At 63.6% G+C, this 14,795-nt stretch carries 10 protein-coding genes; 4 read left to right on the top strand and 6 right to left on the bottom strand.

What is annotated here, in order from left to right; genetic code table 11:
• Positions 1 to 48 precede the first annotated feature (48 nt).
• Positions 49 to 1,224, top strand: coding sequence for a glutamate 5-kinase (proB, locus tag IE053_RS09165; RefSeq protein WP_373302882.1), 1,176 nt, complete (start codon positions 49 to 51; stop codon positions 1,222 to 1,224).
• A 70-nt stretch (positions 1,225 to 1,294) separates the two neighbouring features.
• Here proB and IE053_RS09170 read toward each other — a convergent pair whose 3' ends face one another.
• Positions 1,295 to 4,651 carry a response regulator gene (locus IE053_RS09170; protein WP_189575192.1) on the bottom strand — a complete coding sequence of 1,119 codons (3,357 nt, stop codon included), beginning with the start codon at positions 4,649 to 4,651 and terminating at the stop codon, positions 1,295 to 1,297.
• A 172-nt stretch (positions 4,652 to 4,823) separates the two neighbouring features.
• Between IE053_RS09170 and IE053_RS14625 the strand changes: the two genes are divergently transcribed.
• Both IE053_RS14625 and IE053_RS09180 read left to right on the top strand, forming a co-directional pair.
• On the top strand, positions 4,824 to 5,819 hold the full coding sequence (locus IE053_RS14625) for a patatin-like phospholipase family protein (protein WP_189575194.1): 996 nt from the start codon (positions 4,824 to 4,826) through the stop codon (positions 5,817 to 5,819).
• 4 nt (positions 5,820 to 5,823) lie between these two features.
• Positions 5,824 to 6,345, top strand: a complete 522-nt coding sequence (locus IE053_RS09180; RefSeq protein WP_189575196.1) for a DUF302 domain-containing protein — start codon at positions 5,824 to 5,826, stop codon at positions 6,343 to 6,345.
• Between the two features lie 30 nt (positions 6,346 to 6,375).
• Here IE053_RS09180 and IE053_RS09185 read toward each other — a convergent pair whose 3' ends face one another.
• Positions 6,376 to 6,954 (bottom strand): fasciclin domain-containing protein, encoded by a 579-nt coding sequence (locus tag IE053_RS09185; protein ID WP_189575197.1) that lies wholly within the window; start codon positions 6,952 to 6,954, stop codon positions 6,376 to 6,378.
• 147 nt (positions 6,955 to 7,101) lie between these two features.
• On the opposite strand from IE053_RS09185, the gene IE053_RS09190 reads away from it, so the two are divergent.
• Positions 7,102 to 7,716, top strand: a complete 615-nt coding sequence (locus tag IE053_RS09190) for a glutathione S-transferase family protein (RefSeq protein WP_189575199.1) — start codon at positions 7,102 to 7,104, stop codon at positions 7,714 to 7,716.
• A 21-nt stretch (positions 7,717 to 7,737) separates the two neighbouring features.
• Here IE053_RS09190 and IE053_RS09195 read toward each other — a convergent pair whose 3' ends face one another.
• The 4 genes from IE053_RS09195 to recF all read right to left on the bottom strand — a co-directional run bounded on the left by IE053_RS09195 (position 7,738) and on the right by recF (position 14,795).
• Entirely contained in the window at positions 7,738 to 8,412 is a 675-nt protein-coding gene (locus IE053_RS09195; protein ID WP_189575200.1) for a hypothetical protein, read from the bottom strand.
• 115 nt (positions 8,413 to 8,527) lie between these two features.
• The gene (locus IE053_RS09200; RefSeq protein ID WP_189575202.1) at positions 8,528 to 11,008 is read right to left on the bottom strand and encodes a ligase-associated DNA damage response DEXH box helicase; all 2,481 of its coding nucleotides are present in this window, start codon (positions 11,006 to 11,008) and stop codon (positions 8,528 to 8,530) included.
• 134 nt (positions 11,009 to 11,142) lie between these two features.
• Complete coding sequence (gyrB, locus tag IE053_RS09205; protein ID WP_229786161.1) at positions 11,143 to 13,566, bottom strand: DNA topoisomerase (ATP-hydrolyzing) subunit B; 2,424 nt, start codon at positions 13,564 to 13,566, stop codon at positions 11,143 to 11,145.
• 101 nt (positions 13,567 to 13,667) lie between these two features.
• The gene (gene recF / locus IE053_RS09210; protein ID WP_189575207.1) at positions 13,668 to 14,795 is read right to left on the bottom strand and encodes a DNA replication/repair protein RecF; all 1,128 of its coding nucleotides are present in this window, start codon (positions 14,793 to 14,795) and stop codon (positions 13,668 to 13,670) included.

Raw genomic sequence — 14,795 nt, forward strand, 5'->3', positions numbered from 1 at the left:
TCTTTCTCGCTACACGCAAGGCGTATCCAGCAACTGGAAGAGATTACTTTGTATCCACTCAACCGCCGCGTCGTCATCAAGGTCGGATCGAGCCTTTTGGTCAATGAAGAGGACCTGACGATCCGCTACGCCTTCCTGCACGGACTGCTGTCGGACATTGCCGCCCTTCGCAAGAAAGGTTGCGATGTTGTCCTGACGTCTTCCGGCGCGGCCGCGGTCGGACTGAAGCTGATGGGGGTGGAGCCCGGCCAGGCGAGCCTGCAGGACAAGCAGGCCGCTGCGGCATGCGGACAGCCCCTCCTGCTCGCTGCCTACAAGCAGGTTGCCCTCGAATTCGGTATCGAGATCGCGCAGGTTCTTCTGACCTCTGAAGACATGGAGAACCGCCGCCGTTACCTGAACACCAAGAACACGCTCGAGCGCCTGCTCGGCAACGGCATCCTGCCGATCATCAACGAGAACGACACGGTAACGACGGAGGAAATCCGGGTCGGTGACAATGACCGCCTCGCGGCGAAGATCGCCCAGATGATCCAGGCGCAAGACTTCGTCATGCTGACCTCGATCGACGGCCTCTATGACAAAGCGCCAGACCACCCCAAGGCGCAATTCGTGCCGGAGGTCGAAGACGTCTCCGGCTATATCGAGGCGACGATGGGGGTCTCCGCCCTTGGCTCGGGGGGCATGATGACCAAGATGCTGGCCGCCAACATGGCCCAGAACGCGGGCGTGACGGCATGGATTGGCGAAGGCATCCTCGAGCGACCCGTGACGACGATCCTGAACGGGGAACGCCGGGCGACCAAGTGTATCGCCGATGGCGACCCGCAGTCCGCCTTCCGCGTCTGGCTGACTGACCGGCTGACGATGCAGGGCTCGCTGGTCGTCACCAACGAAGCGGCGAGGCGGATCAGGAATGACGAAACCGGCGTGCGGGCCGAGGACCTGATCTCCGTGACGGGAGAGTTCACCAAGGGCGATGTCCTCCACGTCTATGACGAGGATGGCGAGGAATGCGCGAGGGGCCTGTGCAACTTTTCGACCCAAGAGACCCTGGCGATTGCGCGGCATGACGATGAACAGGTCGAGGAAATCCTCGGTTTCAAGATCACCGGCGACGTCATCAACCAGAACAACCTCGTGGTGCTCGAAGACCGTCACCTGCCCTGGGAAGCCCCGGCGGAGGAAGACGACGCGACGGTCGCGGTGGACCTCGCGAGCTGACCCGGCTGCCCAGCCAGCAAGAAAGGGCGCCCCGCGGGACGCCCTTTTTTATCGTTCAAGAGCCGATCGATCAGCGGGCCAGCGCCTCTTTCACCACCGACGCGACGGAGGTCAGCGTGAAAGGCTTCTGGAGATACTTCGCGCCCTCGATCTCGTTCAGCTTGTCGCGCATGGCGGCTTCGGCATAGCCCGACATGAAGACGACCTTCGCACCCTGCAGCTTCTCGCCTGCTTCCTGGATCAGGGTCGGCCCGTCCATCTCCGGCATCATGATGTCGGTGAGGACAAGGTCAAAGCGCTCGCCTGAGTCCTCGATGATCTCGAGCGCCTCGTCGCCGTCGGTGGCCTCGGTGATCTCGTAGCCGCACATGCCGAGAGCGCGGACGACGATGCTCCGCACGCCGTCTTCGTCCTCGACAACGAGAATCCTGCCCTTGCCCGTGGGGTCGGCAGCCTCTTCGTTCTTTTTGATCTCGCTGCGGCGCGCGGCGGCGGCGGCGGACTCCTCGGCACTCACCGCAGGCAGGAAGATGCGGAAGGTCGCGCCTTCGCCTTCGCGGTTGAAGAGGAAGATGCGGCCGCCCATCTGGCCGATCGCTCCGGCCACGGTGGAAAGCCCAAGGCCCGTGCCCTGCCCTTCACCCTTGGTGGTGAAGAAGGGCTCGAAGATCTTCTCGGCATGCTCTTTCGGCACGCCGCCGCCAGTGTCGGCGACCTCGATCAGGACGTGATCGACCTCGTCGAGCACTTCGTAGCCATAGTCGGCAATGGCTTCCGCAGGAACATGTTTCGTCTCGATTCGGAGAGAGCCGCCGCCTTGCCCCGCCATCGCGTCGCGGGCGTTCACCGCGAGGTTCATGATCGCAAGGTCAACCTGGCCCTTGTCGCATTTCACGTCCGGCAGGTTGCGGCCGTGGACGACCTGAAGCTGCACCTTCTCCGACACGCAGCGCTTCAGCGCCGGGGTGAAGTCGTTGAGAAGCTCCGTAATGGAACAGATTTCCGGAGTCAGGGTCTGCTTGCGTGAGAAGGCGAGCAGGTTACGCGTCAGGTCCTGCGCGCGCTGGGACGTCTCGTAGATCATCGCGAGGTCGCGGTAGCTCGGATCGCCGACGGGGTGGTTGCGCATCAGGAGCTCGGTCGAGCCTTTGACCACGAGGAGCAAGTTGTTGAAGTCATGGGCGACGGAGCCCGCGATCTGGCCGATCTGCTGGAGCTTCTGGCCCTGGACGGTCTCTTCCTCCATGCGGCGCTGGTAGGTGATGTCCACAGCGTAAAGAACGGTCTGGCGTGGGCCATAGGCGCCGCGGCGACGGCGGACGGGCCGCGCGAACATGCGGTAGGTGTGGGCCGTGGCCCCTTCCCCGACGCGGATTTCGATCGGCTTGGTCAAAGGCTTGTTCTGCGGCCGGCCCTTCAGAGCAGCCATCAGCTCGCTGACCGCTTCCGATGAAAGGACGCTGGCAAAGCGTGCGCCTTCGCTTGCCTCCGGGAAGAAGGAGGTGAACATAGCGTTGGCGTAGGTGATCTTGCCGTCTGCGGACGGATCGCCCTCGAGGACAGCGACGCCGAATGGCGCGTCGGTGAGATCGGCCCCTGCCTGCATGCCGACCGGATCGGCCTTCGAGCCACCCTTCTCGGCGATCTCGACACAAACGAAGCCTTCGCCCGGACCGCCCTTGGTGAAGGGGGTGAGGACGACTTCCTTCGACGTGCCCGCAGCCTCGCCGCGCTGGCGGATGCGGACTTCGTATTCTTCCGCGATCAGCTCCCACAGGTGGCCGACGACAGGCGCGGCTTCGCCGAGGACGATGTCGCTGAGCGACATGGCTGCGCCCGGCTTGGTGCCAAAGAGGTTCGCTGCTGCGAGGTTCATCCACGCGATCGCGCCAGAGCGCTCCACGGCGATGATCGGGCGCGGCAGGTGGTGGTAAGCGGCCTTCAGCGTGTCCTGCTGGCGATCGACCTCGAGCTCGACGAGGCGCCAGGCGGCATAGGTCTGGCCATCGCCTGCCGTCTTCATTGGGCGGACGTGGACGGAGAAACGCCGCACAGGCAGCTCGCCTTTTCCACGATGCGCGGCGCGGCCCATGGCCTGGGTCAGCTCTTCCTCCGCTGGCGTGCCTGAACGGCATGCCTTGGCGAGGCGGAACATCTTGGAGCTTTCAGTGCCTGACTGGCCGAACAGACGGTCGATGCGCGGCGGAAGGCCCGTCGCACCCTTGACGCCTGCTTCTTCAGCAATCTGAAGATAGGCATCATTGGCGTAGACCACGACGCCGTCGCGGGTGGTGACGAGGCGGGCATCGGCATCCGCGTCGATGATGCCTTCAGCAAGGCCCAGCGACTGCATGACCTCGTGTCCGGCGAGCGCGATCGCTTCATCGCGCTTCTTCGAGACGCGCTTGAAGAGGAAGCTCGTCAGGAGCACCGGCGAGTAAGCCTGCACCATGCTGGCAAGCGTCAGCACGGTGACAAAAATCAGGATGCCCGCGCCGAAGACGCTGGCCACGAGAAGGTCCACACCGCCCTGCCATGCGCCATAGGCGAGCGAGGCGACCATCATGGCGAGACTGGTCCAGATCGCGAGAGGCGTGGTGGCTTCGATCAAGCCGCGGAGCGGGTTCTCCTTGGGCGCTTCAACGCGGCGGGGTTCGGCGGCGAAGGTCATCTGCGGACCATCGCCGTCATTACCGCCGCCCTTGCGCTCCGCATCGCCAGCGGTGACATCGTCACCGAGGATCGAATCCTCGCGGTCGAGCGCCTCGAGATGGGCAGCGAAGGCATCGCGGATGTCCGACTTGCCGCCCTCCTCGTCCGGCAGCGGCTTGAGTTCGGACTTGGGTGCCGTCTCCAGCGGGAGCTTGGCCAGGACCGGCTCGTCGATCACCTTGTCCTCGGGCAGCTCCTGCAGGACGGGTTCCTCGATCGTCTCCAGCGGGCCTTTGACCTGCGGGCGCGCCGGGGGGATGTCGCTCATGGACTGGCGGGCCTGGATCAGCTTGTCGAGATCGGCAGGCTCGGCAAGGTCGGCATCGTCGTCTTCGGGCAGGTCCGGCTTGGCGAGGGCTTGGGCAGCAGCCTTGCGCTTCTCCGCGGCAGCCTTCGCGATCTTCAGCGCTCTCGCTTGCGGGGACTCGTCCTCCGCATCGCCGGTGCGGTTCTTCTGGACACGCTCGGCCAGGCGGCGCGCGAGCGCGGCGGTGCCCTCGGCCTCCTCGTCGCTCAGACGCGAGACATGCTCGGCCTCACGCGTCATCACGTCGTTCAGGATCTTGTCAAAATCCTGTTCTGTCTGATCGTTTTCATCGGAGGCTGCGAAGCTGAGGGCGGCCTTGAGCTTGCCGCCCATGGCCTTTCCAGGCTTCAGGCTCGCCGGCCGAATGCGCTTCGGGTTCTTCGTTTGACGGTTCGCGGCTTCTGCCATGCTGCCCTCACAGTGCCTGGGAATTTGCGGCCCCGGCGCCACAGCATCGAAAAATGCGGTAGGCGAAGGGTCCGCGAGGTGGCACGTCGACCTATCCTGACTCGCAAGCCAGCGTTACTCCAACGTTAACGGACCTTGCGAAAAACTTATCCCGCCTCTCAAGCGTTAGGGAATGATGACACGACAGCTACCGAAAATCGGCATGGCATGGGGCTCGGGCGCGGCAAGGGGCTGGGCCCATGTGGGGGTGCTGAAGGCGCTTGATGAGCTTGGCATCGAGGTCACGGTCGAGGCCGGATGCTCCGTCGGCGCCCTCGTCTCTGCCGCCCGGCGCCTCGGGGTCTGGGACGAATTCCTGACCTGGGCCAAGGAGCTCGACCCGATCGGCGCATTCGGCCATTTCGCGATTGGCATCGGCGCCGGGGGCTTCATCAACCCGGCGAGGGCCTTCGAGGTGTTCCGCTATGCCGACAAGGACATCTGCGATCTCGACAAGCCTTGGGGGGCGGTGGCCACGGACCTCGCCACCGGACAGGAGGTCTGGCTGACCCGAGGCTCGGTCCTTGATGCGGCACGGGCTTCGAGCGCGATCCCGCTGGTGATGCAGGCAGCGCCGGTGATGTTCCAGGGCGCGGAGCGCTGGATGATTGACGGGGCGGCCTCGAACCCCGTTCCCGTCAGCCTCGCCCGCGCGCTGGGCGCCGAGCGGGTGATCTCGGTTGATCTCAACGCTTCGGCCGTCACCCTCACCCGCTTCGACAGGCCGACCACCCGCGCAGTGGTGCCGGTGGAGCCCGAACCGGTCGAGGAAGAGAGTTTCCTGCCCGAAACTGTGACCTCATTGATCCGTGACACGAAGAACTTCCTGGACAGGGAGATCACCATGGCCCGCGCGAAGGCAAAGTCGAAACCGCATCTGTTCGAGACGGCAGCTGCGACCATGGATATTGTCCAGGCGCACCTCGCCCAGGCGAGGGCGCAGATCGACGTGGCGGACCTCAGACTGACCCCCAAGCTTGACGACATCTCAGCGGCGGCGTTCGACCGCCACGAAGAGATCACCGAGCGAGGCTATCTTGCGGCGATGGCCAAGAAGGACCAACTGCTCGCGATCGCCGGGCTGTACGAGGACGAAGACGTTCGGGCACCGGCAGGGACTGGGAGTTGAGGCGATGAAGATCGGGTTTTGGGCAGGACTGCTGGCGACCGCAATGGTTGCGGCCTGCAACGGCGCGGCCGGGGATCGGAGTCCTGTCGAAGAGCGGGCAGGGGCAAGCGATAAGCGGGCCATTGCGCCGCGCTTCGTCGTCACCGAGAGCAATTTCGACCATGACGAAACGATGCGCCGTCTCTACGAGGCCCTCGACCGGCGCGACCTGACGGTCTTCGCCGTGATCGACCACGCCGCCGGCGCGAGGGAGGCCGGGCTGGAACTGCCCGCGTCCACGGTCGTAATCTTCGGTTCGCCGGATATCGGAACACCGCTGATGCAGGTGGAGCCGCTCATGGCTGCGGAGCTGCCGATCAGGGCTGCGGTCTTCGAAGACAGCGACGGCAAGGTGAAGGTGGCGGTGACGTCGATGAACGCCATGCTGCGCGCCTATGAAAACCTGTCGAGCGAGCGCCAGAGGATTGACCGTATCCGGAATAACCTCGCAGCGCTTTCTGCGGAAACAACGGGCACGGATGGCTGAACCCGCAAGGGTCCAGCCACGCCCTCTGCGTCAGGCGTCGTGATCGCCCGACGCCGGCAGAAGCACGCCATCGATGACATGGATGACGCCGTTCGAAGCGGCGATGTTTGTGTTCACGACCTTGATGTCGTTACCGGCAGCATCGGTCAGGATGACATCGCCGTCCTTGATCCTCGCGGTGAGCTCGGTGCCTTCGACCGTGGTCACAGTCGCTTCGCCGTCGCCCTCGCGGATAATCTTGACGAGGTCGCCCGCTTTAACCTTTCCGGGTACCACGTGGTAGGTCAGCACCATGGAGAGAGCGTCCTTGTTCTCTTCCTTGAGAAGCGTCTCCACCGTGCCCTCAGGCAACGCTTCAAAGGCCGCGTTGGTGGGGGCAAAGACCGTGAACGGACCATCCCCGTTCAGCGTTTCGACGAGGCCGGCTGCCTGCACGGCGGTCACCAGGGTCGAGAAATCTTCATTACCGGCGGCAACGCCGACGACGGTCTTCTCCGCCTTCTTCATCTCGCTTTTCTTGTGGTGATCGAGCGCAGCGGCGCTGGTCACGGTGGCCGGAACCAGGGTTGCGGCGCTGAGCGCGAGAACGAGTGCTTTGAGCGTCTTCATGTGGGGTCTCCCATTCGTCGTTGATCGACGAAGAGGCACGTAGGAACCGGATCGGCCACGGCGACCGCCTCAGGTGCGACAGACTGCCTTTATCATGGGATATTGGCTCAAAGATCAGTAAGCTTTCCCAAAAGAGAGGAAGCTCCCGTGACCTTGAAGATTTACCACGCCCGTTTCGCGCGATCTGTCCGTGTTCGTTGGTTGTGCCTTGAGATGGGACTCGACCATGAGGTGGTACAGGTGCCGAACAATCCCGAATACCTGACCTCGGACGAGTACAAGGCGCTGAACCCCTCGCAGAAGATCCCGGCCATCGACGATGACGGCCTGATCCTTTTCGAGTCGACGGCGATCATGGAATACCTGCTGACCAAGCCCGGCGGCGAGCATCTCGCGCCCAAGCCTGGTGACAGGCTCTACGGCCCCTACCTGCAATGGCTGCATTTCGGCGAGGCGGGCATGGGAATGTATGTGACACTAGCCCTCGGACACAATGTCCTGTTGCCGGAGGAACGGCGCATTCCGGCCATGGCGAAGTATGGTGCGAAGGAATCCCAGCGCTGCTTCGAAGTTCTTGCAGGACCGCTCAGGGCACATGACTACCTTCTGCCCACGGGCTTTTCGGCAGCGGACATCTCTGTGGTCTACATGCTGCTGCTGGCGAAGTTCGCTGGCATCTTCGACAACGCCCCGGACGCCGTGAAGGCCTACTTCAACCGATGCGTCGAGCGAGAAGCCTGGAAAGAAGCGACGGCGGACTGACTGTCCGCCACCTGAGGGATGTCAGAGGCGGTTGACCGAAGCGATCAGCTCGCGCTTCAGCTCCCGCGGCAGGACCGTCTCGAACTTCACGAAGGCCACGATTTCCGACTTCGGGACGTTCCGGATGCGAACATTACGCTGCTCCGGACGCCCATCGCGATCGAGGTCAATCACCGTCTCGTAGCGTGTCGGGAAGTTGTACGGGTTCGGACGCTGGTGGATGCCTTCATACTCACCCGGAGAGAGACCTTCGTGCAGAGAACAGGTCGTGGACATGGTCACGGCGCCCGTCCCCTTCTTGGCAAGGCGAATGACACGCTTCTGGACCTTGGCGTAGTCCGGGTCGACGCTGGTCTCGCAGGGCGGGATGGCGGTCGGCTTGGGCGAAGCGAGGCCGGCGGGGATCAGGTTCGAGCCGCGAAGTTCGCGCAGCGTATCGAAGTCGACCTCGTCCTCAGGAAACAGCTTGTCAGCAAAGCGCTGCCAGTCAGCGCGGCGCCAATCGCTGCGGTCCGGGTGATGGCTATCCGCGAGAGTCACAGCCTGACTGACGCCGATCTTGTCGACGCGGATGAAATAGTCGCCGTCGACCTCGACATATTTGAGGCTGAACGCGCCAGTTTCTGGAACCGGCTCGAGACGGGTGGCGCAGGCAGTGAGAGCGAGCCCGGCCAGAAGAATAGCGGCAAAACGCATGCGTGCCTCCCCAAGGAACATGACACCATCGCTGCAACAGTTGGGCCACCGTTACTAAATCCTCAAGCGGAACCATGCGGGTCAACCCATTGTTAACCTTCCCGGTTTGGGACGCCTAACCCTGCATTTCCTGTAACAGTTCCGCTTCGAGCTCCTCGAGGATCGCTTCATTGGCCGCAGCCTGGATCGTCTCGCGGCCCGCCTCCATCATCACCGGCACGGCGAGCGGCGAGACGCGCTTCAACCGTTTGTGGACGAGATGACCGCTGACCCGGCCAAGAAGGTCTGACAGCCTGCGGATATCGAGGAAACCCGCCGCAGCGTCGTTCCAGGCAGCCTTCACAAGGATGTGGTCGGGCTGGTGCTCGCGCAGGACATCGTAGATCAGCCCGGCAGAGAAGCTGACCTGCCGGCCCGATTTCTCCTGACCCGGATGGTTGCGCTCGATCATGCCTGCAATCATCGCGCAGTTGCGGAAGGTCCGCTTCATCAGCTGCGCATCGGCGAGCCAGAGGTCGAGATCCTCTCCGAGAAGGTCGGGCTCGAACACCTCGTTCATGTCGAGGCTCGACGGGTCCTTCCGCATCCAGACCGATAGTGCGTATTCCGTCGGGCAGAAACCAAGCGGCTGCATCCCCATGCGTTCGAGCCTGCGTGTCACGAGCGTGCCGAGCGACTGGTGGGCGATACGGCCGTCGAAAGGGTAGCAGACAACATAGTGCTTCCCGCCCCTCTCGAAGGTCTCGATCAGGAGTTCATGGGGCTTGGGGAGATATGACTTCGCCTCCTGCAGGCCGAGCCATTCCGCCACCGGACCAGGCAGCGCGCGCCAGGTCGCAGGGTCGCTGACCATCGTTCGTACACTGTCTGCAAGGAAACTGGATAGCGGGAACTTCGCGCCCTGCCAGCTCGGGATTTTCGGCTCGTCGGCTTGGGACTTGGTGACGTAGACATCCATGTTCTGCACGCCTTCGAAGCGCAGCATCTCCCCTGCAAAAATGAAGGTGTCACCGGGGGTGATCTGGCTAAGGAACCATTCCTCGATGGTGCCGAGCTTGCGCCCCCCCCGTGCGACCGTGGGGCGGCCGTCCTTGCGCGCCATTCTCCCGAGGCGGACATTATAGACAGGAAGCTCGACGATCGTGCCTGCGTTCATGCGGTAAAGCTGGGCCGTGCGGGCATCTTTGATCCGCATACGCCCGTCAGGCATCTTCACGATCCGGCGGAAACGGTCATAGGCGCGCATGGCGTATCCGCCAGTGGCGACGAAATCGAGCGCCTCGTCGAACGTCTCGCGCGTAAGGAACCGGTAGGGCGCGGCGGAAATCACCTCTTCGTACAGACGGTCGGGAAAGAACGGCTCGGCCGCTGCCATGCCCCAGATATGTTGGCACAGGACATCGAGCGCGCCTTCATTATAGGGCTCGCCATCGAGAAGGCCCTGATCCACCGCCTGTTTTGCTGCGACGCATTCGAGAACCTCGAAACGGTTGGCAGGGACGAGGATCGCCTCCGAAGGTTCATCCATCCGGTGATTGGAGCGACCGATCCGCTGCACCAGCCGCGCAGCACCTTTCGGTGCGCCGAGGCACACGCAGAGATCCACTGCGCCCCAATCAATTCCCATGTCGAGAGTCGCGGTGCAGACCACTGCTTTCAACTGGCCCGCTGCCATCGCGGCTTCTGTCCGTTCGCGCTGCTCCCGGTCGAGGCTGCCGTGATGGAGGCCGATGGGCAGCGCGTCCTCGTTCATCCGCCAGAGCTCCTGGAAACAGACCTCCGCCTGGCTGCGCGTGTTGGTGAAGACCAGCGTTGTCGTATGCTGACGGATGAGATCGTAGATTTTTTCGAAGCTGTGCCGGCCAGAATGACCCGACCAGGGAATGTCGTCATCGGGGGTCAGGACCGTGACCTTCGGGCTGACCTCGCCTTTGCCGATGACGAGATCGGCGAGGGCCTCGTCCGTGCCGTCCTGGGGAACAAGATAGCGGCGCAGCGGGACCGGGTCGTCGACCGTTGCGGAGAGGCCAATCGTCCGCATACCGGGAGCGAGTGTCCACAGCCTTGCGAGATCGAGGGACAGAAGGTCGCCGCGCTTCGACTTCCTGAGCGCATGGAGCTCATCAAGAATGACGCAGCGGAGTCCGGAGAAAAGCGTCTCTGCCGACGGGTGCGCGAGAAGGAGCGAGACCTGTTCCGGCGTGGTCAGGAGGATGTCTGGCGGCGCGGTTCGCTGGCGTTGGCGTACGGACTGTATCGTGTCGCCGGTGCGGCTCTCGATGGCAACAGGCAGGCCCATCTCGTCCACGGGCGCTTCGAGATTGCGAGCGATGTCCACCGCAAGGGCCTTGAGCGGCGAGATGTACAGCGTATGGAGCGAGCGCTCGTTCTTCGGCGCGGCGGAGAGCTCGACCAGGCTCGGCAGGAAACCGGCGAGGGTCTTGCCTCCCCCGGTTGGTGCGATCAGCAGTGTCGATCGTCCGTTCAGGGAATTTTCGAGAATCTCAAGCTGGTGCGCGCGCGGATGCCAGCCGCGCGCGGCGAACCAGTTCTGAAACCGTTCCGGGAGCACCTCTTGCGCGCTATGTTCAGCCATCGCCACCAACCATTCCTGCCATGTAGGGCAAAGACTTCAGGTGCCGAGGGCGGCCATAGGCCCGCAGGCGCGGCCGCACCCAGGGAGGGATACCTGCCGGGCCGTCGATCCGGCGCGGGAGCCAAACCCGGCTGTTAGAGATCAAGCTCAGCTTCGAGGGCGTTGCTCTGAATGAAGTGCTTCCGCGGCTCGACCACATCGCCCATCAGCTTGGTGAAGGTCTCGTCGGCCCTGTCGGCCTCTTCAATCCGCACCTGGAGGAGCTGGCGGGCATTGGCGTCAAGAGTCGTCTCCCAGAGCTGCTCCGGGTTCATCTCACCGAGGCCCTTGTAGCGCTGCAGCGTGATGCCCTTGCCGCCGACCTTGCGCAGGCTTTCCAGAAAATCGAGCGGTCCGTAGACGATCGTTTCCGCCTCGCCCCGCTTCAGCGTGGCTGCGCCGAGGAACACGCCGCGGATGTCTTCGGCCTCCGCCGCCAGACGCCGGGCATCGGCACCGAGACGCATCTCCTGCGTCAGGACATAGGCCTCGCGCACGCCGCGGACGTCACGGGCAAGAACGACATCGCCATTGTCCTCCAGCGTCGCCGTCCATCCGCGCTCATACTCTTCGGAGATGAAATCGAGACGGTCGGTCAGGTTCGACAGGGCGCCCTCACCGGGCTCTTCCGTTCCCAGAACGCCTTCGAGCGCCGCAAGAACGAGAACGTCGCGGCGGATCCAGGCCGGGAAGCTCTCCACCCGCTGGGCGACAACCCGGCATTTCTCGACCAGATCGGCGAGATCGTTACCGGTACGCTGCTCGCCACCGGCCGAGATGAACACCGCACCTTCGATACCTTCGGCATAAAGATAATCGGCGAGCGCCTTTTCATCGAGAAGGTAGCGGGCCGATTTGCCCTTGTCCGCCCGATAAAGCGGCGGCTGGGCGATGTAGAGATGGCCGCGGCGAATGACTTCCGGCATCTGGCGGAAGAAGAAGGTAAGCAGCAGGGTCCGGATGTGCGCGCCATCGACATCGGCGTCAGTCATGATGATGATCTTGTGGTAGCGCAGCTTGTCGATGTTGAAGTCATCGCGCCCGATGCCCGTGCCAAGCGCGGTGATCAGCGTACCGACCTCCTGGCTCGAAAGCATCTTGTCGAAACGCGCCCGCTCGACATTCAGGATCTTGCCCTTGAGCGGCAGGATGGCCTGGTTTTCGCGGTTCCGGGCCTGTTTGGCGGAGCCGCCCGCCGAGTCACCCTCGACGATAAAGAGCTCGGACTTGGACGGGTCACGCTCCTGGCAGTCAGCCAGCTTGCCCGGCAGCGAGGAAACATCGAGCGCGCCCTTGCGGCGGGTAAGTTCGCGGGCCTTGCGCGCAGCCTCGCGGGCCGCGGCGGCTTCGATCACCTTGCTGACAAGCCGTTTCGCTTCGGCGGGATGCTCCTCGAACCATGTCGAGAGTTCCTGGCCGACGATGTTCTCGACAACCGGGCGCACCTCGGAGGAAACGAGCTTGTCTTTCGTCTGGGAGCTGAATTTCGGGTCCGGCACCTTGACCGAGACGATGGCGGTCAAACCTTCACGGGCGTCATCGCCGGAAAGCGAGACCTTCTCCTTCTTCAGGAGGCCCGAGCTCTGGGCGTAGCCGTTCACGACCCTGGTCAACGCGGCGCGGAAGCCCGCCAGGTGCGTGCCGCCGTCGCGCTGCGGAATATTATTCGTGAACAGCAGGACTTTCTCGTGATAGCTGTCGTTCCACCACATGGCGACTTCGACGGTGATGCCGTCCTTCTCCGCCTGCATGGTGATCGGCTCACTGACGAGAGCGTTCTTGCTCTCATCGATGTGCTTCACGAAAGCGGTCAGGCCACCTTCGTAGAACAGCTCCAGCTCCTTGTGCTCCGCATGCCGATGATCGCGCAGCACGATCTTGAGGCCGGAGTTGAGGAAGGCGAGCTCGCGCAGGCGACGCTCCAGGGTCTCGAAGTCGAACTCGACGCTCGAGAAGGTCTTGTCCGACGGTTTGAAGGTGACTTCCGTCCCCGTCCTGTCCGCATCGCCGGTGACCTTGAGATCTTCCTCGGCCTCGCCGTGGATGAAGGTCATTTCGTGGGTCTTGCCGCCGCGCCAGATGCGAAGGTGCAGCCGTTCGGAAAGGGCGTTCACGACCGAGACGCCGACGCCGTGGAGGCCGCCGGACACCTTGTAGCTGTTCTGGTCGAACTTACCGCCGGCATGAAGCTGGGTCATGATGACCTGCGCGGCGGAGACGCCTTCCTCCGGGTGCATGGCGGTCGGGATACCGCGGCCATTGTCGCGCACGGTGACCGAGCCATCGTCGTTGAGGGTCACCTCGACGGTGTCGCAATAGCCCGCCAGCGCCTCGTCGATGGCATTGTCCACGACCTCGTACACCATGTGGTGGAGGCCCGAGCCGTCATCGGTGTCGCCGATATACATGCCCGGGCGCTTACGCACAGCATCCAAGCCCTTGAGAACTTTGATGGACTGCGCGCCGTATTCGTCGCCGCCAGAATTGCCGTTTTGCTCGGAAGCAGCCTCAGAGGCCATGCGCTCTCGCCTTCGATTCTTGTCTTTATGATTCCTCCCGAACATAGGGATTTTCGGCCCGAAACCCAAGCGTTTTACGCCGCCGCCGGGAGGCGAAAAGACTAGGAATCTTGCGGGTTTGACACCTTCCCGCCCTGGTCCGGACGGAGGTGGTCCATGTGCGCCAGAAATGGCGCGAAAGCGTCCGGGTCCGTCCCGGTCAGGAAGGCCTGGAGACCGAGCCCGTGGAGGGTTTCCGCGAGCGCCTCGCGGCGGGTTTCGTCAAGGTGCGCAACGATTTCGTCGAGGAGGAGCACGAGCGTCCCCTCGCCCCGCTCCTTTGCCGCTTGGGCACGGGCAAGCACGAGGCCGGTGAGAAGCGCCTTCTGCTCACCGGTGGAGCACTGGCGCGCAGGCATCTGTTTGCCTTCATGGGTAACCACGAGGTCGGAGCGGTGGGGACCGATGATCGTACGCCGCGCATCCCGGTCGATACGGCGATTGCGGGCGAGCCGCTCGGCGAATCTGTCTCGCGCCTGCTCCTCGCCATGCTCGGCGAGGAGGAGCTCGACATCGCCTTCGATGAAGACCGTTGCGCGGGGAAAAGCTTCCTGTCGGAGCGCTTCATAGCCAGCGGCGAGGCTCTCGGCCGTCTCGCGCCGGGCCATGCTGAGGGCGATCCCCGCATCGGCCATCTCGCGCTCGAAGTGGGTCAGCAGAGAAGGATCGCCGCCCTGCTCGAGGAGCGCCATGCGCTGCTTCATCGCCTTCTCGTAGCGCCCGGCAATGATGGCGTGGCCGGACGATCCCGCAGCGGCGATCCGGTCGAGGAAGCGCCTGCGCTCGGACGGCGCGTCCATGAACAGGCGGTCCATCGCCGGGGTCATCCACAGGAAGCGGATGAGTTCCGACAACGTGCCGGCGCTCTTCACCACCTCACCGTCGATCCGGACCTCGCGCCGGTCATAGCGCGGTGGAACGACCGAGACGACGAGGCGCATCGGCTCTTCATCTTCCGCAGACAGAGTGATCGCCGCTCCCGGCGCGCCGCCTGCGCCATGGCGGACGACATCGGACAGCTTGGCGCCGCGCAGGCCCCTGCCCGCACCGAACAAGGTAAGGGTCTCGAGAATGTTGGTCTTGCCAGCCCCGTTTGGTCCGGTGATGACCACCGAGCGCCCGGACAGCCTCGCTTCGAAAGCCTCGTAGGACCTGATGTCCCTCAGCGTCAGCGCCGTGATGCGCCGCAT

Origin of the sequence: Parvularcula lutaonensis, from assembly GCF_014651915.1 — a bacterium.
GTDB classification, from domain to species: domain Bacteria; phylum Pseudomonadota; class Alphaproteobacteria; order Caulobacterales; family Parvularculaceae; genus Parvularcula; species Parvularcula lutaonensis.

Excerpts from the sequence above, each read along its gene's own strand:
- IE053_RS09170 (WP_189575192.1), bottom strand. The coding sequence starts at position 4,651 with ATGGCAGAAGCCGCGAACCGTCAAACGAAGAACCCGAAGCGCATTCGG.
- IE053_RS14625 (WP_189575194.1), top strand. The coding sequence starts at position 4,824 with ATGATGACACGACAGCTACCGAAAATCGGCATGGCATGGGGCTCGGGC.
- IE053_RS09180 (WP_189575196.1), top strand. The coding sequence starts at position 5,824 with ATGAAGATCGGGTTTTGGGCAGGACTGCTGGCGACCGCAATGGTTGCG.
- IE053_RS09185 (WP_189575197.1), bottom strand. The coding sequence starts at position 6,954 with ATGAAGACGCTCAAAGCACTCGTTCTCGCGCTCAGCGCCGCAACCCTG.
- IE053_RS09195 (WP_189575200.1), bottom strand. The coding sequence starts at position 8,412 with ATGCGTTTTGCCGCTATTCTTCTGGCCGGGCTCGCTCTCACTGCCTGC.
- IE053_RS09200 (WP_189575202.1), bottom strand. The coding sequence starts at position 11,008 with ATGGCTGAACATAGCGCGCAAGAGGTGCTCCCGGAACGGTTTCAGAAC.
- gyrB (WP_229786161.1), bottom strand. The coding sequence starts at position 13,566 with ATGGCCTCTGAGGCTGCTTCCGAGCAAAACGGCAATTCTGGCGGCGAC.
- recF (WP_189575207.1), bottom strand. The coding sequence starts at position 14,795 with ATGCGGCGCATCACGGCGCTGACGCTGAGGGACATCAGGTCCTACGAG.